This is a genomic window from Nonomuraea sp. NPDC049758 (assembly GCF_040674635.1).
Taxonomy (GTDB): domain Bacteria; phylum Actinomycetota; class Actinomycetes; order Streptosporangiales; family Streptosporangiaceae; genus Nonomuraea.
This window is the reverse complement of sequence record NZ_JBFAMZ010000008.1, coordinates 85,039-111,540: the sequence shown is the minus strand read 5'-3', so window position 1 is coordinate 111,540 and position 26,502 is coordinate 85,039. Positions and strand designations below refer to the sequence as shown.

Annotated in this window: 24 protein-coding genes and 1 pseudogene; 4 read left to right on the top strand and 21 right to left on the bottom strand. The window is 71.8% G+C overall.

The features are described from left to right. Positions 1 to 15 precede the first annotated feature (15 nt). The gene (locus AB0J46_RS22430) at positions 16 to 1,167 is read right to left on the bottom strand and encodes an IS701 family transposase (RefSeq protein WP_364334960.1); all 1,152 of its coding nucleotides are present in this window, start codon (positions 1,165 to 1,167) and stop codon (positions 16 to 18) included. Between the two features lie 331 nt (positions 1,168 to 1,498). On the opposite strand from AB0J46_RS22430, the gene AB0J46_RS22425 reads away from it, so the two are divergent. Together AB0J46_RS22425 and AB0J46_RS22420 are read left to right on the top strand one after the other, a co-directional pair. Continuing rightward, the gene (locus AB0J46_RS22425; RefSeq protein WP_364334957.1) at positions 1,499 to 2,380 is read left to right on the top strand and encodes a histidine kinase; all 882 of its coding nucleotides are present in this window, start codon (positions 1,499 to 1,501) and stop codon (positions 2,378 to 2,380) included. Then, entirely contained in the window at positions 2,358 to 2,996 is a 639-nt protein-coding gene (locus AB0J46_RS22420) for a response regulator transcription factor (RefSeq protein ID WP_358297574.1), read from the top strand. Before AB0J46_RS22425 ends, AB0J46_RS22420 begins: the two co-directional genes overlap by 23 nt. 22 nt (positions 2,997 to 3,018) lie before the next feature. Here the strand turns inward: AB0J46_RS22420 and glgB are convergent. The 17 genes and pseudogenes from glgB to AB0J46_RS22335 all read right to left on the bottom strand — a co-directional run. Next, positions 3,019 to 4,882, bottom strand: a pseudogene (gene glgB / locus AB0J46_RS22415) (1,4-alpha-glucan branching protein GlgB); the annotation flags it as partial. Positions 4,883 to 4,914: 32 nt separating this feature from the next. Further along, positions 4,915 to 6,897 carry an alpha-1,4-glucan--maltose-1-phosphate maltosyltransferase gene (locus AB0J46_RS22410; RefSeq protein WP_364334954.1) on the bottom strand — a complete coding sequence of 661 codons (1,983 nt, stop codon included), beginning with the start codon at positions 6,895 to 6,897 and terminating at the stop codon, positions 4,915 to 4,917. Positions 6,898 to 6,900: 3 nt separating this feature from the next. Next, a complete protein-coding gene (locus tag AB0J46_RS22405) occupies positions 6,901 to 8,208 on the bottom strand; it encodes an NDP-sugar synthase (RefSeq protein ID WP_364334951.1) in 1,308 nt (435 codons plus the stop codon). Next, positions 8,205 to 9,377, bottom strand: coding sequence for a PP2C family protein-serine/threonine phosphatase (locus tag AB0J46_RS22400; RefSeq protein ID WP_364334948.1), 1,173 nt, complete (start codon positions 9,375 to 9,377; stop codon positions 8,205 to 8,207). Before AB0J46_RS22400 ends, AB0J46_RS22405 begins: the two co-directional genes overlap by 4 nt. 9 nt (positions 9,378 to 9,386) lie before the next feature. Next, positions 9,387 to 9,818, bottom strand: a complete 432-nt coding sequence (locus AB0J46_RS22395; RefSeq protein ID WP_364334945.1) for an ATP-binding protein — start codon at positions 9,816 to 9,818, stop codon at positions 9,387 to 9,389. Further along, on the bottom strand, positions 9,802 to 10,122 hold the full coding sequence (locus AB0J46_RS22390) for an anti-sigma factor antagonist (RefSeq protein WP_352329001.1): 321 nt from the start codon (positions 10,120 to 10,122) through the stop codon (positions 9,802 to 9,804). The genes AB0J46_RS22395 and AB0J46_RS22390 overlap by 17 nt, the downstream gene beginning before the upstream one ends. A gap of 19 nt (positions 10,123 to 10,141) precedes the next feature. Then, positions 10,142 to 12,274, bottom strand: coding sequence for a glycogen debranching protein GlgX (glgX, locus tag AB0J46_RS22385; protein WP_364334942.1), 2,133 nt, complete (start codon positions 12,272 to 12,274; stop codon positions 10,142 to 10,144). Continuing rightward, entirely contained in the window at positions 12,271 to 12,630 is a 360-nt protein-coding gene (locus AB0J46_RS22380; RefSeq protein WP_358010729.1) for an STAS domain-containing protein, read from the bottom strand. The genes glgX and AB0J46_RS22380 overlap by 4 nt, the downstream gene beginning before the upstream one ends. A gap of 11 nt (positions 12,631 to 12,641) precedes the next feature. Beyond that, positions 12,642 to 14,444, bottom strand: coding sequence for an AGE family epimerase/isomerase (locus AB0J46_RS22375; protein WP_364334940.1), 1,803 nt, complete (start codon positions 14,442 to 14,444; stop codon positions 12,642 to 12,644). Positions 14,445 to 14,452: 8 nt separating this feature from the next. Then, positions 14,453 to 15,052 carry a DJ-1/PfpI family protein gene (locus AB0J46_RS22370; RefSeq protein ID WP_358297548.1) on the bottom strand — a complete coding sequence of 200 codons (600 nt, stop codon included), beginning with the start codon at positions 15,050 to 15,052 and terminating at the stop codon, positions 14,453 to 14,455. Further along, positions 15,049 to 16,689: a thiamine pyrophosphate-binding protein gene (locus AB0J46_RS22365; protein WP_364334936.1), complete on the bottom strand. Its 1,641-nt coding sequence runs from the start codon at positions 16,687 to 16,689 to the stop codon at positions 15,049 to 15,051. The genes AB0J46_RS22370 and AB0J46_RS22365 overlap by 4 nt, the downstream gene beginning before the upstream one ends. Before the next feature lie 9 nt (positions 16,690 to 16,698). Continuing rightward, entirely contained in the window at positions 16,699 to 17,526 is an 828-nt protein-coding gene (locus AB0J46_RS22360) for a type 1 glutamine amidotransferase domain-containing protein (RefSeq protein WP_364334933.1), read from the bottom strand. Then, the gene (locus tag AB0J46_RS22355; RefSeq protein WP_364334930.1) at positions 17,523 to 18,224 is read right to left on the bottom strand and encodes an EthD domain-containing protein; all 702 of its coding nucleotides are present in this window, start codon (positions 18,222 to 18,224) and stop codon (positions 17,523 to 17,525) included. Before AB0J46_RS22355 ends, AB0J46_RS22360 begins: the two co-directional genes overlap by 4 nt. Then, complete coding sequence (locus tag AB0J46_RS22350) at positions 18,221 to 19,840, bottom strand: GMC family oxidoreductase N-terminal domain-containing protein (protein ID WP_364334927.1); 1,620 nt, start codon at positions 19,838 to 19,840, stop codon at positions 18,221 to 18,223. Before AB0J46_RS22350 ends, AB0J46_RS22355 begins: the two co-directional genes overlap by 4 nt. A 6-nt stretch (positions 19,841 to 19,846) precedes the next feature. Then, the gene (locus tag AB0J46_RS22345) at positions 19,847 to 21,376 is read right to left on the bottom strand and encodes a GMC family oxidoreductase N-terminal domain-containing protein (RefSeq protein WP_364334924.1); all 1,530 of its coding nucleotides are present in this window, start codon (positions 21,374 to 21,376) and stop codon (positions 19,847 to 19,849) included. Then, positions 21,373 to 21,681 carry a Nif11 family protein gene (locus AB0J46_RS22340; protein ID WP_358297530.1) on the bottom strand — a complete coding sequence of 103 codons (309 nt, stop codon included), beginning with the start codon at positions 21,679 to 21,681 and terminating at the stop codon, positions 21,373 to 21,375. The genes AB0J46_RS22345 and AB0J46_RS22340 overlap by 4 nt, the downstream gene beginning before the upstream one ends. Continuing rightward, a complete protein-coding gene (locus AB0J46_RS22335) occupies positions 21,678 to 21,923 on the bottom strand; it encodes a hypothetical protein (protein WP_352363715.1) in 246 nt (81 codons plus the stop codon). The genes AB0J46_RS22340 and AB0J46_RS22335 overlap by 4 nt, the downstream gene beginning before the upstream one ends. A 284-nt stretch (positions 21,924 to 22,207) precedes the next feature. Between AB0J46_RS22335 and AB0J46_RS22330 the strand changes: the two genes are divergently transcribed. Together AB0J46_RS22330 and AB0J46_RS22325 are read left to right on the top strand one after the other, a co-directional pair. After that, the gene (locus tag AB0J46_RS22330) at positions 22,208 to 22,588 is read left to right on the top strand and encodes a MerR family transcriptional regulator (protein WP_352330857.1); all 381 of its coding nucleotides are present in this window, start codon (positions 22,208 to 22,210) and stop codon (positions 22,586 to 22,588) included. After that, a complete protein-coding gene (locus AB0J46_RS22325) occupies positions 22,585 to 23,835 on the top strand; it encodes an MFS transporter (protein ID WP_364334920.1) in 1,251 nt (416 codons plus the stop codon). Before AB0J46_RS22330 ends, AB0J46_RS22325 begins: the two co-directional genes overlap by 4 nt. Before the next feature lie 51 nt (positions 23,836 to 23,886). On the opposite strand, the gene AB0J46_RS22320 is transcribed toward AB0J46_RS22325, so the two are convergent. The 3 genes from AB0J46_RS22320 to AB0J46_RS22310 form a co-directional block, all read right to left on the bottom strand. Beyond that, positions 23,887 to 24,972, bottom strand: a complete 1,086-nt coding sequence (locus tag AB0J46_RS22320; RefSeq protein WP_364334917.1) for a hypothetical protein — start codon at positions 24,970 to 24,972, stop codon at positions 23,887 to 23,889. A 113-nt stretch (positions 24,973 to 25,085) separates the two neighbouring features. Next, positions 25,086 to 25,547, bottom strand: coding sequence for a nuclear transport factor 2 family protein (locus tag AB0J46_RS22315; protein ID WP_352328301.1), 462 nt, complete (start codon positions 25,545 to 25,547; stop codon positions 25,086 to 25,088). A 25-nt stretch (positions 25,548 to 25,572) separates the two neighbouring features. Then, positions 25,573 to 26,469 (bottom strand): alpha/beta hydrolase, encoded by an 897-nt coding sequence (locus AB0J46_RS22310; RefSeq protein ID WP_352363708.1) that lies wholly within the window; start codon positions 26,467 to 26,469, stop codon positions 25,573 to 25,575. Positions 26,470 to 26,502 lie beyond the last annotated feature (33 nt).

The window sequence follows — 26,502 nt, the reverse complement described above, 5'->3', positions numbered from 1 at the left end:
ACGTCGTTCGGGTGCTCACGCGGGCAGCAACGCGGGCTCGGCGCCCGCGTCCAGCCGCCAGCGCACGTCGAAGGCGTAGGCGGCCGAGGCCAGCGTGACGTGGTGGTGCCAGCCGTGAAAGGAACGGCCCTCGTAGTCGAACAGCCCGAAGCCCTCGGCCAGCTCGCCGATGGCGTGGGCGGCCCGCCAGCGGGACTTGGCCAGCGCGACCAGCTCCTGCGCCGGCACGGACATGTTCGTCAGCCAGAACGCCCGCGGCCGCGGCCGGCCGAGCGGCCACTCCACCAGCAGCCTGCGCGAGCGCGCCTGTTCGTCGGAGACCGGCAGGAGGACGAACTGCGAACGCAGCGACCGCCCCCGCGGCCCCTCCCACCAGGCCACCGTGCGCCGCTCCACCCCGGCCGCGGCCTGCGCCGCCTCGGCCAGCGCGACGCGGGCCCGCGGGCCGCCCCCGCGCACCACGCTCATCGAGGCCCTGACCCGGTGGCGGGCGTCGACCTCGACGACGTAGTCGAGGCCGCGGTCCTCCAGGCCGCGCAGCAGGTCGGCGACGCCCCTGACGTGGGTGAGGTCGGCCACCAGCGGCGCGACGGGCGTGCCCCAGTCGAGCGTCAGGTCGTCGACCAGGTCGATCACGTGCTCGCCGAAGGGGCGGTGCCGCTCCTGGTCGGGCACGTGCGCCCGGGCCCGCCGGTCGTGGTCGGCCTCCCACGAGTGCGGCAGGCACAGCCGCCAGTTGACCGGCACGGCCGCCTCGCCCGAGCTCATCAGCACGGCCGCGCCCACCTGGCAGTTGACCGTGCGGCCGAGGCCGCGCACGTACTGGCGCTCGACGCCCGCCGACCAGCGGCCGTGCTTGGCGAAGGCCACCTCCTCCACCAGCCACGCGGCCGGGGGCGCGCCGGCCGCCAGCACGTCGGCGACGGTGCGGCGGACCGGGCGCGGGTCCCAGCGGCTCTGGTTGACGAACTGCTGGAGCGACTGGCCGTTGTGCGGGCCGCCCACCTCGTCGGCGATGCGCTGGATGGACTTGCGCCCGCCCGCGTGCAGCAGCCCCAGCACGTACGACTCGGCCGCGCTACGCTGGTCGGAGCGCGGCAGCGAACCGAATATCGTACCGAAGAATTCCGCGAACTCTTCGCGCTCGTTCACCGCGAGTTCTCTCATGACCGCCCCTCACCTGCATTAGAGAAGATCCGTAATGGCGAACGCGGTCAGGATCGCAGTTAAGTTTTGGTTCGCACAAGAGAGTAACACCAAGGTGGCAGCGGAGCTGTCCGGGAGTATTAAAGGGAGTACTCCCTGAGGCATCTACCGGGTGCTCATCGATAACCCGGTATTACATCACACGCGGCCTCAGTCAGGATGTGCGGGTAATGGACTTGCCGCCCGATGAGTCTGGAGTGCACTCTTGCATCCGCCGGAATCATGTGATCATATGATGCGGGGATCTGCGCCGGTGACTGAGTAAGGCGACACACACTACGGGGGATGACCAGTGCAGTGCAACATCCAGCCCACGGTTGTGATAGCCGAGCGGATCGAGGCCCATAAGGCTGCGATCTTGGCACAGCTGTGCGGCGAAATTGAAGAATCAACTTCCGGGGCCGCTCCCGGCGAGTGCGCGGAGTTGGCGGAAGAGCTTCTCGACCTGATGGTGGCCCGGCTCAAGGCCAGTACGGACCGTTCTTCCGGGGCCCTGGCCGGGCCGATGGACGGTGGCCGCGGCGACGCCCGGGAATGGCGGCGAATTTCCCGCGACCTGCATGATCGGGTGGGCCACGAGATCAGCGTGGCGAGCCGGCAGCTGGAGCTCGCCGAAATCGGTCACGCACGTGGTACGGACGGTTTCCCGGTGCATGTGAAGGAGGCGAAGGCCGCGCTGCTGAGAGCCCACCAGGAAATCCGCGACGTCATATCCGACCTGCGCGTTCACGCCCATTGGCCGGGAATGGAGCAAGCGCTCGTGCGGCTCATGACGACCATTGTGGACCCGCGGCTGGAGCATCGCGTCACCCTTATCGGCGATGTCGAGGGCCTGCCTCCGCGTATTCGGGACGAGTTATTCCTGATATTACGCGAAGCCATTACCAACAGCATCTCCCACGCGGGCGCCGACCTGCTCGAAGTGTGCGTCAAGATTGCGCACGACCGGATCACAGCAATTGTGCGGGACAATGGCCGGGGTTTCTCGGGGTGGCGCGCGAAACAGGGGAACGGCCTGACCTCCATGCGCGAGCGCGGGGTCGCTCTGGGCGGCCTGGTGACCATAGAGAGCACCCCCGGGAAGGGCACCGAGGTCGTCTTCCGTGCCCCTGTCCGGCCTGTCCGGGACGAGCGGCCGAAGGAAACATCGGATGCAAAGAGAAGGCAGCATTGACGTCCTCATCGCCGACGACCACACGATCCTGCGGGAGACGCTCAAGCAGACGCTGGAGCTCGAACCCGACCTTCGTGTCGTCGCCACCGCGGGGGACGCGCGCGCGGCGGTGAAGTCGGCCGAGGCGCTGCGGCCGGACGTCGTGGTGCTCGACGTGGAGATGCCCGGCGACGGCGTCGTGCGCACCACCACCCACATCCACCGGGTCTCGCCCCGGTCCCGCGTCATCGTGCTGAGCATGTACGACGACCCGGTGCTGGTGCAGGAGCTGATCGCCCACGGCGTGCGCGGCTACCTGCTCAAGAGCGTCGGCCGGGAGGAGCTGGTGCAGGCCATCCGCGGCGTCTGCGCGGACGCCGAGCGCGTGGTCCTGTCGGTGTCGCGGGAGAGCCTGATGATGTCCGGCCGGCCGCGCGCCGGGAAGCTGTCCGAGCGGGAGCTGAGCGTGCTGTCCCTGGCCGCCCAGGGCCTCAGCAACGCCCAGATCGCCACCCGGCTGATGATCGCCGAAGGCACGGTCAAGCGTCACCTGCGCAACATCTTCACCAAACTCGACGCCACCTCCCGCCTCGACGCGGTGAACAAGGCCATGGCCGCCTCACTGCTGACGCTCTGACGCCTCCTCCGCCATGGCCGCGTCACCGCTGACGCTCTGACGCCCCCTCTCCGGGGACCAGCCAGAGCGTCGCCAGCGGCGGCAGCAGCACCTCGGCGACCGCACCCCCCTCCGAGCAGATGACCGAGCCCAGGTTGCCGAGGTTCCCGCCGCCGTAACAGGCGGCGTCGGTATTGAGCGCCTCGTGCCAGCGCCCGCCGGAGGGGAGCGCCAGCCGGTGCCCGTGCCGCGGCACCGGCGACAGGTTGCTCACGCACACCAGCGGCGCCCCCCCACCGGTCCCGGCGCACGAAGGAGTAGACGCTGGAACCGGCGTCGTCGGCGTCGATCCAGGTGAAGCCGCCGGGGGAGCAGTCCAGCCGCCACAGCGCCGGGGTGGCGGCGTAGCGCCGGTTGAGGTCCCTGACCAGGTCGCGCACGCCCTTGTGCCGCGGGTCGCGCAGCAGCGCCCAGTCCAGCTCGCGGTCATGGGACCACTCGCTGCCCTGCGCGAACTCCTGGCCCATGAACAGCAGCTTCTTGCCCGGATGCGCCCACATGAAGGCCAGGTACGCGCGCAGGTTGGCCAGCCGCTGCCACTCGTCGCCCGGCATCTTGCCGGCCAGCGAGCCCTTGCCGTGCACCAGCTCGTCATGGCTGAGCGGCAGCACGAAGTCCTCGGCGTACGCGTACGTCAGCCCGAACGTCAGCGCGTGATGGTGGTACGGCCGGTGCACCGGGTCGCGCCGCATGTAGCCGAGCGTGTCGTGCATCCAGCCCATGTTCCACTTGAAGTCGAACCCCAGCCCGCCGGCGGACGTCGGCCTCGTCACCCCCTCCCACGCCGTGGACTCCTCGGCGATCGTCAGCGCCCCGGGACAGCGCCGGTGGACGGCGTCGTTCAGCTCCCGCAGGAACGCGATCGCCTCCAGATGCTCCCTGCCGCCGTGCGCGTTGGGCCGCCAGGCGCCGTCCGGGCGGGAGTAGTCCAGGTACAACATCGAGGCGACGGCGTCCACGCGCAGCGCGTCGACGTGGAACTCCTCGCACCAGTACAGGGCGTTGGCGATGAGGAAGTTGCGCACCTGCGGGCGGCCCAGGTCGAAGGTGAGCGTGCCCCAGTCGGGGTGCTCGCCGCGCAGCGGGTCGGGGTGCTCGTACAGGGGGCCGCCGTCGAAGCGGGCCAGTGCCCAGTCGTCGCGCGGGAAGTGCGCGGGCACCCAGTCGAGTATCACCCCGATCCCGGCCAGGTGCAGCGCCTCGACCAGGGCGCGGAAGTCGTCCGGGGTGCCGTAACGGGAGCTCGGCGCGTAGTAGGAGGAGATCTGGTAGCCCCACGAGCCGCCGAAGGGATGCTCGGCCACCGGCATGAGCTCCACGTGGGTGAAGCCCATGCCGCGCAGGTACCCGGGCAACTGCTCGGCCAGGTCGCGGTAGGTCAGGCCGCGCCGCCAGGAGCCCAGGTGCAGCTCGTACACGCTCATGGGCGCCTCGCGGGCCGGGCCGTCGCCGCGGGCGGCCAGCCACGCGCCGTCGCGCCAGCGGTGCCGCGAGGTGAACACCACCGAGGCGGTGCGCGGCGGGTGCTCGGCCGCCAGGGCCAGCGGGTCGGCCTTGCGCCGGGTCCGGCCGTCCGCGCCGGTGATCTCGTACATGTACCGGCAGCCGTCGCCGGCCCCGGGCACGAACAGCTCCCACAGGCCGCCGCCGGGCGCCCGGCGCAGCGCGTGCCCGGCGCCGTCCCAGCCGTTCAGGTCGCCCACCAGCCGCACCTCGCGCGCGCCCGGCGCCCACACCGCGAACGAGACGCCCGCCACGCCGCCCACCGTCCGGGTGCGGCCGCCCAGCGCCCGCCACAGCTCCTCGTGCCTGCCCTCGCCGATGAGGTGCAGGTCCAGCTCGCCCAGGACGGACGGTCCCCCGCCGGTCAGGACGTCCATCACCGCTCCACCGTCAGGATGTGCGCCGGCTGCCTGGACGGGTCCAGCCGCACGAAGTTGCGCGCCCCCCACTGGTAGACCTCGCCGGTCAGCTCGTCGCGCACCCGGAAGGACGGCCCGAGGTCGGGCAGGTCCAGCGTCACCGTGGCCTGCCGCACGTGGTGCGGATCGAGGTTGACCACGACGATCACGGTGTCCTCGCCCGCCTGCTTGGCGAAGCAGAGCACGGCGTCGTCGTCGGCGTGCTGGAAACGCAGGTTGCGCAGCAGGCGCAGGGCCGGATGGCGGCGGCGGACCCGGTTCAGCGCGGCCAGGAAGGGCGCCAGCGTGCCGCCCGCCGACCAGTCGCGCGGCCGGTACTGGTACTTCTCCGAGTCCTTGTACTCCTCGCTGCCCGGCGCGGCCGGCTCCCGCTCGCACAGCTCGAACCCGGCGTACACGCCCCAGGTCGGGGAGGCCGTCGCGGCCAGCGCGGCCCGCACCCGGAACGCGGCCGGCCCGCCCTCCTGCAGGTAGGCGTGCAGGATGTCCGGCGTGTTGACGAACAGGTTCGGCCGCATGTACGCCGCCGCCTCCCCGGCCAGCTCGCCCAGGTAGCTCTCCAGCTCCGGCTTGGCGTTGCGCCAGGTGAAGTAGGTGTAGGACTGCTGGAAGCCGACCGCGGCCAGCGTGTGCATGATCGCCGGCCGGGTGAACGCCTCGGCCAGGAAGACGACGTCCGGGTCGGTGCGGTTGATCTCGGCGATCAGGCGTTCCCAGAAGAACACCGGCTTGGTGTGCGGGTTGTCCACCCGAAAGATCCGCACCCCGTGGCCCATCCAGTGGCGCAGCACCCGCAGCGACTCGGCCAGGATGCCGCCGGGGTCGGCGTCGAAGCAGATCGGGTAGATGTCCTGGTACTTCTTGGGCGGGTTCTCGGCGTAGGCGATGCTGCCGTCGGGCCGGTGCTCGAACCACCGCGGGTGCTCCCGTACCCACGGGTGGTCGGGCGAGCACTGCAACGCGAAGTCCAGCGCCACCTCCAGGCCCAGCTCGGCGGCCCTGGCCACGAAGAAGTCGAAGTCGTCGATCGTCCCCAGGTCGGGGTGGACGGCGTCGTGCCCGCCCGCCGCCGAGCCGATCGCCCACGGCGAGCCGGGGTCGTGCGGCCCGGCGATGGGCGAGTTGCCCGGCCCCTTGCGGTTGGTCCGGCCGATCGGATGGATCGGCGGCAGGTAGACCACGTCGAAGCCCATCGCCGCGACGGCGGGCAGCCGCTCGGCCGCGGTCCGGAAGGTGCCCGAGCGCGGCGGGTGACAGCCCGTGGGGTCCACCACGGCGCCCTCGGAGCGGGGGAAGAACTCGTACCAGGCCCCGTACAGCGCCCGTTCGCGCTCCACCAGCAGCGGCAGGTCCTCACCGGCCGTCACGTGGTCGCGCAGCGGCCGGCGGGCCAGCGTCCGCAGCACCGGCTCGGCCAGCGCGATCGCCAGCCGCGCCTCGGGGTCCAGTTCGCCGTCGCGCAGCGTCGCGGCGGCCACGCGCAGCAGCCGGGCGTCGGCGGGCGGCACCTCGGGCTGGGCGGCGGCCCTGGTCAGCAGCCGGGCGCCGGCCTCCATCGTGACGGCCACGTCGATCGCGGCGGGGATCTTCACCTCGGCCACGTGCAGCCAGGTCGCCACCGGGTCGCTCCACGCCTCCACCCGGAACGTCCACTCGCCCTCCCGGTGGGCGGCCACCTCGGCCGCGTACCGGTCGGAGCCCTGGGAGACGGCCGCCATCGGGATCCAGGCGGCCTGCTTGCCGTCGGGGTCGGTGAGCACGACGTTCGCGCCCACCACGCCGTGCCCCTCACGGAACAGCGTCGCCGACACCTCGAACGGCTCGCCCGGCACCGCGCGCGCGGGCCGGCACCCGCCCGCCACGACGGGCCGGACGCCCACGACGGGCACGCGGCCCGCGGCGATCTCGGAGATCTCGGTCAACACCAGCGTCTCAGTCATGTGTCACGCGTCCTGCAGGTCGGCGATGGTCTCGAACGAGGTGCCGGCGGCGGCCTCGCAGTGCGCCGGCACGGTCAGCCCCGGGTACACCGTCACCCCGGACAGCCGCACGCCGGCCTGAACCGTCACTCCGTTGCCCAGCGCGCTGTAGCCGCTCAGCACGGTCACGCAGTCCACGAACGACTCCACCGTGACCATCGTCCCCACGTGCGTGTCGGTGAGCCGCGCCCAGGGGCCGATGATCGCGCCGTCCAGGCAGGCCACCCGCTGCAGCCGGCATCCGGTGTGCAGGTCGACGCCGTCGCCGATCGCGGAGTCGGAGACGACCACGCCGGGGCCGATCTCGACGTCCCGGCCGATGTGCACGTTCGGCCCGATCCTGACCAGGCCCGCGCTGATCTTCTCGGCCAGCGTCATGCCCGACGTCGCGTCCCGCTGGCGCAGCGAGGACTCGTGGATGCGCACGTTGCCCGGGTAGGCGCGCAGCATGCCCTTGAGCACGTGCGGGTAGCCGCCGCTCAGCGCGTCGGTCAGCGTGCCGAGATAGTCGCGCAGGTTGCCCAGGTCGCCCAGCTTGGCGATGGGCGCGATGCCGACCCGGTGCCCGGCCTCCACCAGCCACGGGAGCAGGTCGTGCCCCCAGTCGAGCCGGTGGCGGGCCAGCTCGGCCAGCGCCGGCTCCCCGGCCAGCTTCCGCAGCCGCCCGCAGTCGACCAGGTAAAGTCCGGCGTTGACGGGCACCCGGGCCGGGTCGGCGGCCAGGGCGTGCACCTCGGCCAGCGGTGGTTTCTCCACGAAACGCCGGATCTGCCCGGACGCGTCCGTGACCATCGTGCCGTACTTGCCTGCCACCTCCTCGGCCGGCCGCTCGACCACGGCCACGGTGACCACCGCGTCGCTGTCGCGGTGGCGGCGGACCAGCTCCTCCAGGTCGAACTCGAACAGCGAGTCGGTCGGGAAGACCAGCGCCAGGCCGTCGAGCTGCCAGTAGTCCAGGCTGCTCAGCGTCGCCTCGCCGGAACCGGTGTTGGTCCAGTCCATCCGGGGCCGCGAGTAGCGCACGCGCACGCCCAGCCCCTCGCCGTGGCCGAGCACGTCCTTGGCCTGGTAGCGGTTCTCCCGGCCGTTGGCGATCAGGTAGAAGTCGCTGACCCCCTGGTCGCGCAGGGCCATGATCTGCCATTCGATGACCGGCCGTCCGGCGAAGCAGACCGTGGCCTTGCTCCGCAGGTGGCCGGGGGCCTCCAGGGTGAGCGGCCGGGCCCTGAGACCCTGTCCGCCCGCCAATGCGATTCCGGCGATCTCGTTCATTGTCCGTACTTCCCCGTGGGTGTCCTACGTAGAGCGATCATGGTGATGTCGTCGAACTGCTCGGCGGACCCGATGTGCGCGCTGATCTCCCGTTCGAGCCTGTCCAGCAGGTCGTCCGCGCCGGTGGCGGGCTGCGAGACGAGGGTCAGCATGAGCTCCTCGCTGAAGAAGCGGCCGGACTCGTCCCTGGCCTCGGGCACGCCGTCGGTGTAGGCGAACAGCAGGTCCCCCTGGTCCAGGTGGGCCCTGCCGACCTCGAAGACGGAGTCGGGCACCAGCCCCAGCGCCGGCCCGGTGGGACGCAGCAGGGTGTGGCCGCCGCCCGCGTGGCGGATGATGGGCGGGTTGTGCCCGCAGTTGATGTAGACCAGCGCGCCGGTGACCGGGTCGAGCACGCCGAAGAACAGCGTGGCGAAGTAGCCCTGGCGCAGGTGGTTGGCGGTCAGGTAGTCGTTGGTCGCGATCACCGCGCGCAGCAGCGGCGTGGCGTCGTCCTGCACCAGGCCGGCCTCGCCGGTCTCCACGTGGGCGGCCGTGTGCCGCAGCAGGGTCCTGATCAGGGCCATGAACAGGGCGGCGCCGACGCCCTTGTCGCACACGTCGGCCACCACCAGCCCGATCCGCGACCCGCCCAGCAGCTCCAGGGCGTCGTAGAAGTCCCCCGCGACCTCCCTGGCCGGCTGGAACCGGACGGTGAGCTGCCAGCCGGCGCGGGCCGGCAGCGCCTCGGGCAGGAAGCCCGCCTGGATCTCCCGCCCGATCTGCAGCTCGCGCTCGTACTTCAGCACCGCCTCCTCCTCGGCGCCCGGGAAGCGCCCGAACACCTGGCCCGCCCGCAGCCTGCGGTGCAGCAGCTCCGGCACGAAGGGCGGGACGACGTAGTCCAGCCCGGCCAGCACGTGCGGTTCCAGCTGACGCAGGTCGCCGTCGGTGAACGCGACCACGACGGGCGGCCGCGCGCCGGCCTGGACGACCCGCGTCACCTCGCGCACGACCTCCACGTCGAGGCTCGCGTTCACCAGCAGCAGACCGGTGGGCGGAGGCGCCTCGGCCAGCAGCTGCTCGGGGGTGCGCCTGGCCACGGGAGCGCCGTCGGCGGCCAGCAGCAGGCACAGCTCTTCCGCTGCTGGTGATGGGCCGCTGACGACGAGGGTCACCTCCGCATCCATCGGTACCTCCTAGACGCGGTTCATGATGATGGTCGTCCGGTTACGACCCGAGCTGTACTCGTAGCGGACCTGGTCGGCGACCGTACGGGCCAGGTAGACGCCCAGCCCGCCCGGCCGGCGCTCGCCCAGCGGCCGTTCCAGGTCGGGAACGGCCTCGTAGGCGGTCGGGTCGAACGGCGGCGCCGAGTCGGTCAGGCGCAGCCACACCCGGCCCGGCTCCACCCCGCCGGTCAGCTCCAGCTCGCCCGGCCGGTCGCGGTGGCCGTGCGTGATGATGTTGACGATCAGCTCCTCGGCGGCCAGCCGCAGCCAGTGGGCGCGCGTGCGGGTCAGCCCGCCGAGCGCGCTCAGCGTCTGCACGTAGGCCATCAGCTCGTCCAGCGACTCGGGCTCGGCGGGGAGCCTGAGCCGCTCCATGGCCTGCCTACTCGGGGATCGCATCGCTGAAGTCCACGCTGTGGTGGAAGCCGACCAGCCGGATGGTCTGCTCGATGGCGTCGTTGGCGCCGACCAGCACGATGCGCACGTCGTCGGCCAGCTTCTGCCGGGCGAACACCAGCCCGCGCAGCCCGGCCGAGGACATGTAGCTGAGCTGCGACATCTCCAGCACCAGCAGCTCGGCCGCGGCCTCGGCCGCGCGCTCCACCTCCCTCCTGAAGGTCTCGGCGGTCAGGGCGTCCAGCTCGCCCTCCAGCGTGATCAGTGCGGTGCTGCCGTCGTGGGTCAGGATCGCGTTGAACGACATGGGATCTCCTTCGGGGATTTCAGTGGTGGGCGCGGCCGACCAGCGCGACCGCGGCCCGCGGGCCGACGACGATCCGCCGCTGGTCGGCCAGCGGCGGCTCCTGGCCCGGCGGGTGGACGTCGCCGGGGGCGGCGGCGGCGGTGTCGGCGAACAGGTGCCACACCGCGCCGTCCGGCAGGACGGGCAGCTCCAGCTCCCGCGCCTGCCAGTGGGTGTTGGCGGCCAGGTACAGGTGCTCCGCGCCGCCGCCGGCCGCCGGGCCGCTGCGCAGCATCGCCACCAGCGTGCTGTCCGGCGACCAGTCGGGCCGGCCGGCCCGCTCGCCGTGCCAGGACACCTGCGGCAGCCCGCCGGCGCCCTCGTCGCCGCACGGGTGGCGGCGGTCACGCACCATCGGGTGCGCGGCGCGGAAGGCGACGCACTCGCGCACGAACCGCAGCAGGCCGCCGTTGCGCTCGGTCAGGGCCCAGTCGAACCACGACAGCGGGCCGTCGTGGCAGTAGGCGTTGTTGTTGCCCTGCTGGGTGCGGCCGACCTCGTCGCCGGCCAGGATCATCGGGATGCCCTGGCTGAGCAGGAGCAGCAGCATCGCGTTCCTGGCCTGCCGCCCGCGCAGCGCCAGCACCTCGGCGTCCTGGGTCGGGCCCTCGGCGCCGCAGTTCCAGCTCTGGTTGTCGTCGTTGCCGTCGCGGTTGTCCTCGCCGTTGGCCTCGTTGTGCTTGCCGTCGTAGGCGAACAGGTCCGCCAGCGTGAACCCGTCGTGGCAGGTGACGAAGTTGACCGAGGCCAGCGTGCCGCGGGAGGCGTACAGGTCGGGCGAGCCGACCAGCCGGGTGGCCAGCTCGCCGGCCGAGCCGGGGGCGGCCTTCAGGAAGCGGCGCAGCGCGTCGCGGTAGCGGCCGTTCCACTCCGACCAGCGCTGGTAGCCGGGGAAGGAGCCCACCTGGTACAGGCCGCCCGCGTCCCACGCCTCGGCGATCAGCAGGCAGTCGCGCAGCAGCGGATCGTGGGCCAGCGTCTCGATCAGCGGCGGGTTCGCCAGCGGCGCGCCGTCCTGGCCGCGGTCCAGGATCGCGGCCAGGTCGAAGCGGAAGCCGTCGATGTGGTACTCGCCGGCCCAGTAGCGCAGGCAGTCGAGCACGTAGTCGCGCACCACCGGGTGGTTGCAGTTGAAGGTGTTCCCGGTGCCGCTGAAGTTGTAGTAGTAACCCTCCGGCGTGAGCATGTAGTACGTGCCGTTGTCCAGGCCGCGGAAGTGGATGGTCGGGCCGTTCTCGTTGCCCTCGGCCGTGTGGTTGAAGACCACGTCCAGCACCACCGCGATCCCGGCCCGGTGCAGCTCCTTGACCAGGTTCTTGAACTCGTCGGACTGCATGCCGTACCGGCCGGTGGCCGCGTAGCCGGCCTTGGGCGCGAAGAAGCCCAGCGTCGAATAGCCCCAGTAGTTGTACAGGCGCTCGCCGGTGACCGGGTTGACCCGGCTCATGTCGAACTCGTCGAACTCGAAGACCGGCATCAGCTCCACGCAGTTGACGCCGAGCGCCTTCAGGTAGGGGATCTTCTCGATCAGCCCCGCGTACGTGCCCGGCGCCGACACCCCCGAGGACGGGTCCGCCGTGAAACCGCGCACGTGCAGCTCGTAGACGACCAGGTCCTCCGGCGCGACGCGCAGCGGCCGGTCCTCCTCCCAGTCGAAGTCGTCGGAGACCAGCACCGACCGGTAGGGGTAGGGGTCCTCCCAGTCCACCTCGGCGCCCCACACGTCCCGGCCCGACATGACCCTGGCGTACGGGTCGGCCAGGATCCTGGCCGGGTCGAACCGGTCGCCGGGGGCCGGCGTCTCCGGGCCGGTGACGCGGTAGCCGTACTCGACGCCCTCGTGGTCCAGGCCGAACACGGTCATGGCCCACACGCCGCCGATCCGGTACTCGCCGGGGAAGGGCAGCTCGGCGAACGGCTCCCGCTCGCCGCGCCGGAACAGCACCAGCGAGACCGCGCTCGCGCCGCTGGAGTAGACCGAGAAGTTCACCCCGCCGGGCACCAGCGTGGCGCCGAACGGCATCGGATGGCCCGCCCGCACCCCGAACCCGGCCAGCTCGGCCGTCGGGAAGGAGTCGATCCGGCCCGGCACTCCCTGCGTCTCCACACTCATGTGGCCTCCTCCCGCGGCTCGGCGGCCCGGACGATCTCCAGCGCGTCCGCCACGCAGTCGGCGACGACGAAGAAGCGCAGGAACCCGGTCGCCGCCATCACCCCGCGCAGCTCGGCCGACAGGCCCACCAGCGCGATGAAGCTGTCCAGGGTCCGCGCCTGCCGGTAGACCAGCAGCATCGTGCGCAGGCCCGCGCTGGACAGGTAGCTGACGCCGGTCAGGTCGAGCAGCACCGGGCGGCTGTCCGGCAGCAGCGACAGGATGCGCTCCTGCGCGGCCGGGGCCGACCTGCTGTCGAGCTGGCCGGTGAGCCCGATCACGGTGACCGGGCCGATCGTGTCCGTCGTGATCTCCATGGCGGGCACGCTCACTCCTGCACCGGGGTCAGCGTCACCTTGACGCGCAGCGCCTCGGCGGAGTCCGGCAGCTCCACGGTCATCGCCACCGGGTCCAGCACCTCGTACGGCTTGCCGTCCACCTCGGCCTCGGTGAGCAGCACCCGCCCGGCCGGCAGCAGGTCGGGCGCGACGCGCAGGATGCGCTCGGCGTCCGGGCCCGGCTTGAAGTGCAGGGTGAGCGGCTGCCGCGTGACCAGCAGCCGCGTGTAGACGGTCGCCAGGAAGCACAGCTCGGAGGAGTGGTACATGCTCATCGAGTGGCTGCCCTTGAACCGCTCGGTCCCGAGCAGGTACGGCAGGCCGTTGGCCAGCACGTTGAAGTAGACCGCGCCCTCGTCGTGGTCGAGGAAGAAGGCGTTGTAGAAGCCCGCTGCCTGGCGCGCCTGCTCCAGGTGGTCGTCACCGCCCAGCTCGCCGGCCACGATCAGGTACGCCAGGATCGCCTGCTCCTGCTGCCACCACGCCTTGCGGTCGTGCCAGGCGAAGCGGTGCCACCGCTGGCCCTCGGCCCGGTGCCGCTCCACGACGTCGTACCAGCCGCCGCGCTGCTGGTCGCTGCCGACCGCCGGCATGGTGCGGGCCAGGTGCTCGGCCAGGTCCCGGTAGGCGTCCTTGGGACGGGCGCCGTGCATGCGCATGAGGTTCCAGGCGATCTTCAGGTTGTGCCCGACGACCGCGCGGTCCTGCTGCCAGCCGTGCGTCAGGTCGTGGCTCCAGTCGTCGTGGAAGCGCTCGTTGACGAACGGGCTCGACGGCTCGGGGAAGTGCTCGACGATCGTGTCGAAGGTGCGCTCCAGCATCTCCAGGTGGCGCTCGTCGCCGGTGGCCAGGTAGTAGTTGATCAGGTAGGCCGGGGCGTGGTCGCCGATGGAGTTCCAGTTCTTGCGCGACTGGTTCGGCCCGAGCGACTCGTGGTGCGGGCTGAGCAGGATCGGGTCGACGTGCGAGTAGTAGCCGCCGCGCCGGTGGTCGCGGAAGAACTTCTCGAACAGCCGCAGCGTGGCGTTGACGTCGGAGGCGATGCGCTTGTCGCCGGTGACCCGGTAGGTCTGCGTCGGGCCGGCCAGGGCGTAGATCTGCTCGTACATCGGGATGGCGTCATAGTCGTCGCCGAACTCGGAGGTGAACAGCTTCTTCTCGTGCTCGCCGTCCACCTTGATGCCGTGGTACCAGTACACGACGTCGTTCTCGGGGTCCACGAAGCGCATGTGCTCGCGCAGGTAGCGGGTGCCGCGCTCGGCGACCTCCAGGTAGGCGTCGTCGCCGGTCAGCATGTACGCCGAGGCCATGCCGTACACCAGCCGCGAGATCGTGTCGGTCTCCTGCACGTGGCTGGCGGTCTTGTCGCCGCCCAGGCGCAGGATCGTCCGGTAGTCGCGGAAGTCGACCGGCCCCTGCCCGAACTGGGCGCGGCGGTAGAACGCGGCGATCTCGTCGAGCTGGTTGATCCACCAGTCGGGCTGCTCGAACCGGTACTCGCCGGAGCCGCGGCCCAGGAAGATCAGCCGCTTGGCCGAGAAGACCGGCTCCTCGCCCTCGGGGTAGAAGATCCCGTAGACGAACAGGTGGCGGCCCGGCGTCAGCATGTCGCGCACGTGGTCGCCCGCGTCCACGTACGGCTCGCCCAGGTTGCGCAGCAGCTCGGCCGAGACCTCGCCGTCCAGGCGCACCTCGACCGTACGGCCGTCGATGGTCGCCAGCCGGAAGGAGCCGGAGCCGGCGTCGAACCGTTCGACCCGCCCGGCCACGGTGTCCATGAAGGTGAAGTTCATCGTTGCTCCTACAGCGTCTCGGCGAGCTGGCCGATGATGGTGTGGGCGAACAGATGGCAGTGGTACACGCTGCGCCCGGTGATCAGGTTGCCGTCGATGACCACGTCCTGGTCCACGTACTCGGCGCCCATGTTCCGCACGTCGCCCACGAGGTTGTTGTGCGCGACGACCTTGCGCCCGCGCATGGTCTCGGGGGCGGCGGCCATCAGCCACAGGCCGTGGCAGATCACGCCCGTGATGATCGACGGCTCCTCCAGCGCCCGCCGCACGAACGCGGTGGCCGGCGCCAGCCGGTTGACGTCGTCGGTGAAGCGCAGCCGGTCCGAGACGATCCCCGAGGGCACGATCACCGCGGCGTAGGAGCGCAGCTCACGGTCGCTGATGCCCTCGAAGCCGCGGTCCACGGTGAACGGCACCCGCCACTCGTGGCCGGTGAAGGTGATCGACGACTGCCCCCACAGGCGGGTCATGAAGTGCACCTCGGCGCCGGCCTCGGCGAAGCGCCGCTCGTAGTAGAAGATCTCCGGCTCGACGTAGTCGCTCTCCATCAGGACGGCGATCTTGCGGCCGTTCAGCGCCGCGCCGGCCCGTGGCTCGATGCCGCTCACAATGGCCTCCCCGGTTCGGTGACGAGGTCGATGAGGAAGGGGCCGTCGTGGCCGAGCAGCCGCTCGACGGCCTCCTCGATCTGGTCGGCCTTCTCCACCCGCAGCCCGTCCACGCCGCAGCCCCTGGCCAGGTCGGTGAACTGGAGGTCGGGATAGGAGAGGTCGAAGGAGCGAGGAAAGCGGTGACCGGGGATGCCCCGGCCGCGCCAGTACTCCTCGATGTTGTTGTCCAGCAGCCGGTAGCTGTGGTTGTTGCAGATCACGAACTTGGCGGCGATGTCGTACCGGACGGCGGTGGCCAGCGCCTGGAAGGTGTACATGCTGCCGCCGTCGCCGGTGAAGCCGATCACCGTGCGGTCCGGATGGGCGAGCTTGGCGCCGATCGCCCCGGGGATGCCCACGCCGAGCGAGCCGCCGCGGGTCAGGAACCAGCTCCCCGGCCCGCGCGGCGGGAAGTAGGAGCCGATCACGCCGGAGGCGGTCAGCCCCTCGTCGAAGACGATCACGTCCTCGGGGGCCCGCGCCGCCAGCTCGCGCATGAACGCGTTGAGTATCGAGTCCTCGGCCGGCGCCGGGCGCGGCGCCGCCGTCCGGCGGGCCAGCCGGGCCGCCGCCGCCTGCCGGTCGGCCTTGCTGAGCGTGCCCTCCAGCTCCGCCGACAGCGCCGCCAGCGTGAGCCGGGGGTCGGCCACCAGGCCCAGCGTGACCGGGTGGTTCTTGGCGATCTCGTACGAGTCCAGGTCGATGTGCACGATCCGCGCGTCCTTGCCGAACGGGCTGCTCAGCGACGGGAACACCTCGGGGAACAGGTACGTGCCCACCACCAGCACGGCGTCGGCGTCCTTGACGGCGTCCGCGCTGACCTGGCCGAACATGTGGCCGAGCTGGCCGCGGAAGAGCGGGTGCCGGCCGTCCATGTTCGCCTCGGAGAACTCCACGCCCCACACGTCCGCGCCGAGCTGCTCGGCCACCCGGGTCAGCTCCGCCTGCGCGCCGGAGACCGACACGCCGTCGCCGGCCAGGATGATCGGGGACCGGGCGCCGGACAGCAGCCCGGCGGCCCGGCGGACCAGCTCGGGGGCGGGCAGCGCGGCCGTGTGCGGCACCACCGACGGCTGGACCGGCTCGTGGTTGGGCTGGTCCAGCACGTCGAGCGGGAGCGCCACGAACACCGGGCCGCGCGGCGGCGTCATCGCCAGCTTGACCGCCCGGCGCAGCACCCGCAGCACCGAGCCCGGGTCGATCACGCGCATCGCGTGCTTGGTGACGGGCCGGGCCATGGCCACGAGATCGGCGGCCATCTGGGCGTCCATCGCGTCGTAGCCGACCCCGGCCTCACCGGCGACGACCACCAGCGGGGAGTGCCCCCGCTTGGCCTGGTACAGCATGCCGATCGCGTTGCCCAGCCCCACGCCGCTGTGGAGCTGCAGCAGCGCGGGGCCGCCCGTGGCGCGGGCGTAGCCGTCGGCGATGCCGGCCGCCACCGTCTCCTGCAGGGTGAGGATGTAGTGGAAGTCCTCGAAGCCCTCCAGCGCGTCGAGGAAGCCCTGCTCGACCGTCCCCGGGTTGCCGAACATGTACGTGATGCCGTCGCTGAGGAACTGCTCGATGATCGCGGCGTTGCCGTCCCTGGCCATGGCCCGCCATCACCAGCCGAAGCGGCGCAGGCCGCCCTCGAGCACTTCGACGATCTTCTGCCCGGTCAGGAACGAGTCGGGCGTGGAGCGTCCGGTGACGAACGGGAAGTCCACGATGACCGAGGTCTCCCTGCCGAAGTTGCCGATGTAGCGGCCCTGCGGCCCGGTGGCGTCCCGCAGGATGTACTCCAGCGGGTACGGCGGCGGTCCCATGTTGAAGTCGGGCACGCCGAAGAACCCGGTGCCGTCCTTGTAGTCGTACTCCTTGCAGTGGCCGGTGACGCGCTTGCCCCAGATGATGCTCTTGCGGTCCTCCCAGTCGCGGGCGAAGGCCAGGCAGGCCACGCCGTAGCACTCGGCCGCCACCGGCTTGCCCGCCCGCACGAACGCCAGCACGATCTCGTGCACCCGCTCGTTGTTGGCCAGGTCCACGATCGGCCCGCTGCCGCCCACGATCAGCACCGCGTCGTAGGGCACCAGCTCGGCCTCCAGCTTGGCCACCGCCCGGTGGTAGGACTCCAGCCGCCGCAGGTAGTCCGGGCTGCTGGTGTAGGGACGCTCGGGCGCCCAGGCCGACAGGTTGAGCGGGTTGGCCAGGCGGCCCGACTCGTCCAGGTCGCGGGTCAGCTTGGCCACCTCGGGCGTGGTGACCGAGCGGCCGAGCGGCGGGTCGACGTAGTCGGGGTCCATGCTGGGCGGCAGGGCGTGCGGCTGCTTGCCGGTCGGCGTGGCGAACACGACGTCGTAGCCGCGCTCGTCGAAGGCCGACAGCGGGCCGACGAGCTCCTCCCCCCAGTAGCCGAACTCCGAGAGGATCACGAGAACGCGCTTGGTCATGCCGACTCCCCGGGGATGATCCAGTTTTCCTTGCAGGTCATGGAGAACACGTGGGCCGGGTCGGCGATCGCCTCCAGCTCCGGCTTGACCCGGCGGGCGTGGTGGGCCGAGGCCAGCGCGGCGCGCAGCGCGTCCACGTCGTCGAACCAGAGCTGGTCCACGGCGTCGAAGCCGGCCTCGCCGAAGGTGTACGCGCCGTCCACGGTGTGGCAGTGCAGGTGCCTGCGCAGGCCCGGCAGCCCGGCCACCGCGGCGGCGTAGGACTCCAGGGACTGCTTGCGGTAGGTGTCCAGCGGCAGGCCGGGCCGCCGCTTGATCAGCGTGGTGACCTTCACCCAGCTGTCCGGCCGCGGCCTGGGGCCGGGCACCAGCTCGTGGGCGACGGTGTCCACCACGATCGTCGACCAGAACGCCGCCCAGTTGGGCTCGTCCAGCCGGGCGCCCTGGAGGAACTCCTCGCTCTGCAGCGAGGCGAGCTGCTCCTCGGCGCTGGCCAGCCAGATCTCGGCGATGCCCTGGTGCGGCAGCGCCGGCCGGCCCACGTCGCCGTCGAAGGGGATGCGGGTGTCGACCAGGTACTGCCTGATCTGCTTGATCTTGCTGGCGAACTTCACCGCGTGCACGTCGACCCAGTAGTCCTGGAACTGCTGGGCGGTGAAGCCGGGCTTGGGGGCGCCGAAGATGAACTGGTGGATCATCGCGTGGCCTCCTGTCGGGCCGGGAGGAAGTCCGCCGCGACGAACTCGGCCGCGCGCTCGCCGATCATCACGGTGGTGGTGTGGGGGTTGGCCGAGACGATCGTCGGCATGATCGAGGCGTCGGCGACGCGCAGCCCCTCGACGCCGCGCACCCGCAGCCGGGTGTCCACCACGGCGAGGCTGTCGGAGCCCATCTTGCAGGAGCCGGCGAAGTGGTAGTACGAGCCGACGTTCTCCACCACCCAGGCGCTGAGCTGCTCCCGGGTGCGCACGTCCGGGCCGGGGGCGACCTCGGTCAGCCCCCAGTCGCGCCGGAAGGCGGAGCTGGCGTAGATGTCGCGGGCGATCTGCACCATCGTCACCGTGCGCTCCAGGTCCGAGCGCTCGGCGAAGTAGTTCGCGCTGACCCGCGGGTAGGCCGTCGGGTCGGTGCCGGCCAGCCGTACGCTGCCCCGTGACAGCGGGCGGACCAGCCCCGGCAGGGTGAGCACGATCTTCGGGTCGACCAGCTCGCGCACCGGCGTGAGCGGCTGCCCGGTCTCCACCCGCTTGATGACGTTGGCGAAGAACTGGTCGCCGAACGGAGCCCGGTGCACCAGGCAGATCTCCATGTCGGGCACCGGCAGCCCCGGCTCCGACCCCCAGAACAGGCCGACCTCGGTGACCTGCCCGCGCGGGTCGGGCGCGGCCTCCTCCATGTACCCGATCGGGCCGATGACCAGCGGGTGGTCGTGGAAGTTGGCGCCCACGCCGGGCAGGTCGGCGACCACCGGGATGCCGAGCGCGGCCAGCGCCCCGGCCTCGCCGATGCCGGACAGCTGCAGCAGCTTGGGCGACTGGATCGCGCCCGCGCTGACGATCACCTCGTGCTCGGCCCGGACGGTCCGCAGCTCGCCGTCCTTGAGGTACTCCACGCCCACGCAGCGCTCGCCCTCGAACAGCAGCCGGGTGGCCAGCGCGCCCACCTCGACGCTCAGCCGCTCCAGCGCCGGCTCCAGGTAGGAGGCGCGCACCCCGCAGCGGGTGCCCTTGTCGGCGTCGATGTCCATGTCGATGTCGACGTGGTGCCAGCTCACGCCGAAGCTGTCGGCGTTGAAGTCCTCGACCTGCGGGTAACCGAGCTCCACGCAGGCGTCCACGAACGTCTGGGAGACCGGGTTGCCCATGTCCCGGGCGTTGACGATCTTGATGGGGCCGTCGTGGCCCGCCGTGGGGTTGGTCGCGTCCCGCTGGCCCTCCAGACGCCGGAAGTAGGGCAGGACGTCGGCGTAGGACCAGCCGGGGCAGCCGTCGTAGGCCCAGGCGTCGAAGTCCGCCGGACGGCCGCGCGTGTGGATCATGTGGTAGACGTTCGAGGTCCCGCCCAGGCCGCGGCCCGCCGCCGAGTAGACCTGGCGTCCGCCGAGCCCCGGCTGCGGCTCGCTCATGTACGCCCAGTCCAGCTCGGTCAGCAGCACCTCGTTCCACCGGCTCGGGTCCTCGACCGCGTCCGTGACCTTCGTGTCGCCCGCCTCCAGGACCAGCACGCTGGCCCCGGGCAGCTCGCTCAGCCGGGCGGCGATGACCGATCCGGCCGTGCCGCCGCCGACGACGACGAAGTCGAAGCTCTGTGTCATCTCAGCTCACCTCCGCGCCGATGCGGCGACCAGGTCGGCGGCCTTCTCGGCGATCATGATCGTGGCCGCGTTGGTGTTGCCCCGGGTGATGACCGGCATGACCGAGGCGTCGGCCACGCGCAGCCCGTCCACGCCGCGCACCCGCAGGTCGGGCCCGACGACCGCCTCGTCGTCGGGGCCCATCCGGCAGGTGCCGGCCGGGTGCCACACGGTCGAGGCGCTGGCCCGCACGTACTCGGCCAGGGCGGCCGGGCTGGTCACGCCGGGGCCAGGGGCCAGCTCCCGCCCGCGCAGGGAGTCGAAGGCCGCGTCCGAGACCAGCTCCCTGGCCAGGACGACGGCCTCGGTCAGCAGCCGCAGATCGGCGGCGGCCTCCAGGTAGTGCGGGTCGACGAGGGGACGCAGCGGGTCGCCGGGGCGCAGCCGCACCTCGCCCCTGCTCTCCGGCTGCAGCAGGATCGGCGCGAAGGTGAACCCCGGGCCGTCCGTCCTGTACCGGTCGTCGATGAACTGCACCGGGCCGAAGAAGAACTGCAGGTCAGGCCCGTCGCCGCCCAGCACGTTGGTGAACAGCCCCGCCTCGGCCAGCAGCTCGGGGAAGGGCAGCTCGCGCAGGCTCTCGTAGCCGATGCCGAACAGCACGTGGTCCTGCAGGTTGCGGCCCACGCCCGGCAGGTCGGCGACCACCTCGACGCCGTGCTCGCGCAGGTGCGCGGCCGGGCCGAGGCCCGAGCGCAGCAGCAGCGCCGGCGAGCCCAGCGCGCCGCAGGCCACGACGACCTCCTGCGCGGCCGTGGCCCGGTGCGCACGGCCGTCCTTGACGTACTCCACGCCGGCGGCCCGGCCGCCCTCGACGGTGAGGCGGGTGACCACGGCGCCGGTCTCCAGCGTGAGGGTCGGCTCGCCGAGCACCGGCCTCAGGAACGCCTCCGACGTGCTGGAGCGGCGGCCGTCCTTGTCCCGGGTGGACTGGTAGAAGAAGGCCAGGCCCTCCTGCCGGGGGCCGTTGTAGTCGCCCGTGCCGTCGGCGCGGCCGCGGGCGATCGCCGCCCGGACGAAGGCGCGCGAGGCGTCCGACGGCGAGCCGTAGTCCACGACCTTCAGCGGGCCGCCGCCGCCCCGGTACTCCGGCGAGCCGCCCGGGTAGTCCTCCGAGCGCCTGAAGTAGGGCAGCACGTCGTCGTAGGACCAGCCGTCGTTGCCCAGCGCGGCCCAGCCGTCGAAGTCGCGGCGGTTGCCCCGCACGTACATCATGGCGTTGACCGAGCTGCCGCCGCCCGTCACCCGGCCCTGCGGGATGGGCACGACCCGGCCGCCCAGCTCACGCTGCGGGGTGCTGGCGTAGTCCCACACGAACTCCGGCGAGCCCCACATCGACGTCATCGACGGGACGTCGGTCCGGTGCACGCACTCGGCGTCGTCCGGGCCGCCGGCCTCCAGCAGCAGCACCCGGCAGCCCAGCGCGTCCAGCAGCCGCCTGGCCAGGACGCACCCGGCGCTGCCCGCGCCCACCACGATGTAGTCGTAGGCGCTCACGACGGCTCCAGCAGCCGGGCCCGCTCCAGCGCGGGCAGCAGGTCGCCGACCAGGAACTCCAGGTAATGCTGGCCCCACATCGTCCGCCAGAGCGGGAAGGTGGCGTCGAAGGCGTCGCCGCGCAGGTCGGCAAGGCGCTCCTCCAGCTCCCACACCACGCCGTTGAAGTCGGCCTCGGAGAACGGCAGCCCGTGCTCGGCCGCGGCGGCGACGACCTCCGCCTTGCTCTTGGCCTTCAGCGACTCCAGCACGTCGGCGCGCGAGCCCGCCAGGCGCAGGAACGCGATCAGGTTCGTCCCGCTCATGCCACCGGCCGCCTCTCGTCGGCCGCGAACCCGCGCAGCTCCTGCTCGCCGAACCTGGCCACCACGTGATCGAGCAGGTAGTCCAGGTAACGCCTGCCCCACATGTGCCGCCAGAGCGTGCTGCCGCCGTCGACGGACTCGCCGTCCTTGGCGACGATGACCTCGATCTCCAGGGCCCCGACCACAGACACCAGCTCCTCGGCGGTGAACCGGAAGCCCTCGTCGGAGGCGTGGAACAACAATTGACTGAGATTTCTCGCGCTATACTCAGCGCGTCTTTGCGGATTCTCCCGGAGGTCGCCGAGGAATCTCACGAATTCGCTCTTCGCCATTGGCACCACCATTTCGTCCGGCGCTACGGATGAATCATGTTCAGCCGCCGGAAAACGCGTCAACGCGCCGCCCGGCGGTCACCGGGCGGTATGGAGGTAGCCGGTCCCATTCCGTCAAGTCCGAACCCGCATTCACCGGAATTCCAGCGAATGCACTTGACTTGGATCGCGCTCGAAGGGCGACAATGATCGGTATGAGTCAGAGCCTGACGATCGCGGAAGTCGCAGCCGAGACCGGCCTCAGCGCCCACGCGCTGCGCTATTACGAGAAAGCCGGCCTGATGCGGGAGACGCCGCCGCGCGGCGGTAACGGGCACCGCCGCTACACCGAACGTGATCTGGCCTGGATCCGCTTCCTGACCAGGCTGCGCGGCACCGGGATGTCCATCGCCGACGTCCGCCGCTACGCCGAGCTGGTCCGCGCCGGCGAGAGCACCACCGCCGAGCGCAAGCAGATCCTGCTCACCCACCGCGAGGAGGTGGCCAAGCGCATCGACCAGCTCAAGGACGACCTGGCCGCCATCGACTACAAGATCGACATCTACGAGAAGCTAGAGGAGAAGTACCAGCTGTGACCGCGCCGCCGCGGCCGGACAGCGAGCCCGGCCAGGCCGCCTTCGGCCCCCGCTTCGTCGCGGCGGTCTCCGTCGGCTCGCTGCTCAACCCGATCAACTCCTCGATCATCGCCATCGCGCTCGTGCCCATCGCCCACCACTTCGGCGTGGGCGCCGACGCCACCTCCTGGCTGGTGTCGGCCCTGTACCTGGCCACCGCCGTCGGCCAGCCGGTGCTGGGCCGGCTGGCCGACCGGCTCGGCCCGCGCCGCGTCTACCTGGCCGGGCTGGTCACGGTCGCGGCCGGCGGGCTGCTCGGCTACTGGGCGCCGACCCTCGGGGTGCTGGTGGCCGCCCGCGTGGTGATCGGCCTCGGCACCTCGGCCGCCTACCCGGCCGCCATGAGCATGGTCCGCCGCAGGTCGCAGCGGTCCGGCGGTGCCGCGCCCGCCTCGGTGATGGGCGCGCTGGCCATGGCCGGGCAGGTCAGCATGGTGCTCGGGCCGCCGCTCGGCGGGCTGCTCGACGCGCTCGGCGGCTGGCGCTGGATCTTCCTGGTCAACCTGCCGATGGCCGTGGCCGGGGTGGTCTCGGCGCTGCTGTGGCTGCCGCGCGACGAGCCGTACGAGCGTTCCGGCGCGGGCGGCGGCGGCAGCCTGCGCGACCTGGCCGGCAACCGGCCGCTGCTGGTCACCTACCTGCGCAACGCGGTGACCTTCATGGCCACCTACGGCTTCCTGTACGGCTGGACGCAGTGGCTGGAGCAGGGCAGGGGGCTGACGGCGGCGGTCGCCGGGCTGCTGCTGATGCCCACCTCGGCCGTGGGCGCGGTGGTCTCGGGGCTGGCCGCGCGGGCCGACGGCGCGTCCGGCTGGGCGCGCTGGATGTTGCCGGCCGGCGCCGCGGCCCTGCTGGCGGGCTGCGCCTGGCTGCCGGCGCTCGACGGCGGCGCGTCCATCCTGTCGTTGTGCCTGCTCAGCATGGTCTTCGGGGTGCAGAACGGGCTCAACATCGTCGGCAACCAGGCCGCCATGTACACCCAGGCGCCGCCCGCCCTGATCGGCATGGCCGCCGGCCTGCTGCGCACCTCGCAGTACGCCGGGGCCATCTGCTCGGCCTTGCTCATCAGCGTGACCTACGGCGAGCGCGCCACCGACGAGGGGCTGCACCGGCTGGGCGTGGTCCTGACGGTCACCTCGGCGCTGCTGCTGGCCGGCACGCTCCTCGCCGCGATCCGCGCCGGCGGCGCGGCCCGCAGGCGCGCGTGAGCGGGGAGGGGCCTGCCGCCCCTCCCCGCTCACGGGGTCCGCGCCGCCCGCTCAGCGGGGGCTGATCAGCTCACTGATCGCGAACCCGGTCAGGTTGGTCACGTTGGCGCCGCCCACCGACAGGATCGTGGACGCGCCGGGCACCCGGTCCACCGCGTACGCGCCCGCGTACCCGGCCGACGGGCGGGCCGGGCCGCCGACCCGGGTCCACGACGCGCCGTCGAAGTACAGGTAGGCGGGCGAGCTGGTGCCGCCGCCGGTCGGCAGGATCAGGTGGCCCTGGCCGTCGCCGCTGATGCTCGCCGAGCCGTTGCCCGGGGCGCCGGGCAGCGCCGAGACGGTCCAGCGGGCGCCGTCGTAGCGGGCGATCGCCGGAGTCGCGGGCCGGTCGGGACGGGGCTGGTAGCCGCTGACCCAGATCCTGCCGGGGCCCTCGACGTACACGCCCCGGGGGTTGACGCCCGGTCTGCCGAGTGAGCGCAGGGCCGTGCCGTCCCACAGGACGACGCCGTTCTCGGCGGCGAAGACGATCTGGTCGCCGCCGTCCACGGCGCGCAGCAGGCCCAGGTTCTCGGTGCGCGGGTAGACGGTCCAGGAGCCCTGGCGCAGGCGCAGGATGTCGGTGCCGCCGGTGTTCTTGTACCTGATCGACCAGAGCGAGCCGTCCTTGGTGGCGGCGATCGGGCCGGTCCACTCGTCGCCGGGCACGGAGGGCGTCCAGCCGGGCGGGGGCGGGATCTCCGACCAGGCCGCGCCGTTCCAGTACGCCGAGCGCGGCCAGGAGACGTCGGCGATGGTCCTGCTGCCGGTGACGTACACCTGGTCCGGCGCGACGGCCGCGACGCAGCACGGGCTCGGTACGTCGTACCCGGCGGTGAGCGGCAGCCTGCTCCAGGACGAGCCGTCCCAGCGCAGCACGGAGGTGTCCGGCGAGCCGTCGTAGCCGCGCCAGCCGACGGCGTAGGCGTGGGCGGCGTCCAGCACGTCGACGTCCCAGAGGGTGGTGGGGTCGCCGGGCGGGTCCACGGCCCGGAAGGACGGGGCCAGGAGGGCCTGGGCCGGCGTCGCCGCCGCCAGCGCGGCGGTGACGGCCAGGGCGGCGGCGGAGGCGCGGAGGACGCCACGGAAACGGGTCATGTCTTCTCCTGTGGGCGCGTTCCTGCGGAAAAAGGGGCACGAAGGAGGGCCGGGACGGCCCGCGGGCATGAGAAAGCGGGCCGGTGACGACCGGCCCGCCGGGGATCGCCCGCTCAGTCGTCGGATCTGCGCCCGTCGGGGCCGATCGGGCCGAAGAACGAGCTGAAGTTGGCGGTCCCGTCGCCGAAGATGCCGCCGCGGCCCTCCACGATGCGGCCGTTCTCCCACCGCATCAGGTCCACCCCCTCCATCTGCAGGTGCTCGTAGAAGGAGGTGCCGTCCGAGCCGGTGCGCTTGCGCACGGCGGTGCACCGGTTGACGTCGATGGTGTAGCCGTCCACCGGGTTGACCAGGCAGGCGATCTGCTCCATGCGCAGGGTGCCGCCGGCCAGCCGCTGCCAGGTCTTGATGAAGCCCATGAAGGCGTCCAGGCCGTCGTGCCAGCCGGCGTACGGGTGGTTGCCGGGGGACTGGAACCGCACGTCGGGGTGCCAGTACTCCAGCGCGCGCTCGCGGTCGCCGGAGCGCAGCGCCTGATGTGCCGCCGCCAGTCGCTCAGCCGTCAGATCCGACATCGCTCTCCTCTCACTGCCTCGGGTGCTACTGCATCGGGTGCTTGGCGAGGAAGGCCGAGACGCCTTCGCCGACCGCTCTCGGGTTCATGATCTGCAGGCCGTGGGTGGCGCCGACGATGCCGCAGCGCTCGGCCTGGGGCAGCCAGTTCATGAGGAAGTGCTGCGCCTCGCGGAAGCCGGGCATGGCCGCCTCGCTGTCCAGGCCCATCACGGCCAGCACCGGCATCCGCGGCTTGTCCGGCACGAGCTGGTCGGCCTTGGACATGCGGAAGCCCCAGCCGCCCAGCGCCGGGAAGTCGACCTTGAACGTGACGTCCGCGCACTCCTCGACCCGCTCCCACACGTCGAGGGGGCAGGTCATGTCCACGGAGCCGAGGTAGCTCGGGCCGCAGACGGCGGCCATGAAGTCGCAGGCGGCGGTGAGCTTGTCGCCCTTCTGCACCAGCTCGATGGCCGTCATCACGGCGTCGTTGTTGGCCTTCTCGGCCTCGGCGCCCTCACGCGGCAGGTACGGCTCCAGCAGCACCGCCGAGTGCGTGCGCTCGGGGTAGGAGAGCATGAACTGGAAGCCGATCACCCCGCCGAAGGAGTACGACATGACGTGCGCCTTGTCGATGCCGAGGTGGTCGAGGAGCTGCTTGGCGTGCTCGGCGCCCTCCTCGATGCTGAGGCTGTCCTTCTCCAGCGTGCTGCCGTTGTAACCGGCGCGGTAATAGCTGATGAACTGGTACTTGTCCAGCAGCTCCGGGTTGTACTTCAGGAGCGGCGTGATGAGACCGTCCGAAATGGAGGTGCAGTGGATGCACAGGACGGGCTCGCCGCGCCCCACGACGGTGTAACGAAGTTCCGCGTTGCTGACCTTGACTCGCTTGTCGTGGTCGAGTTTCCAGTCTCGACCGGCGTACAAAGCATTCGCGCTCATGCCATTCCTCTCACGCGATCACTCGACCGTTTC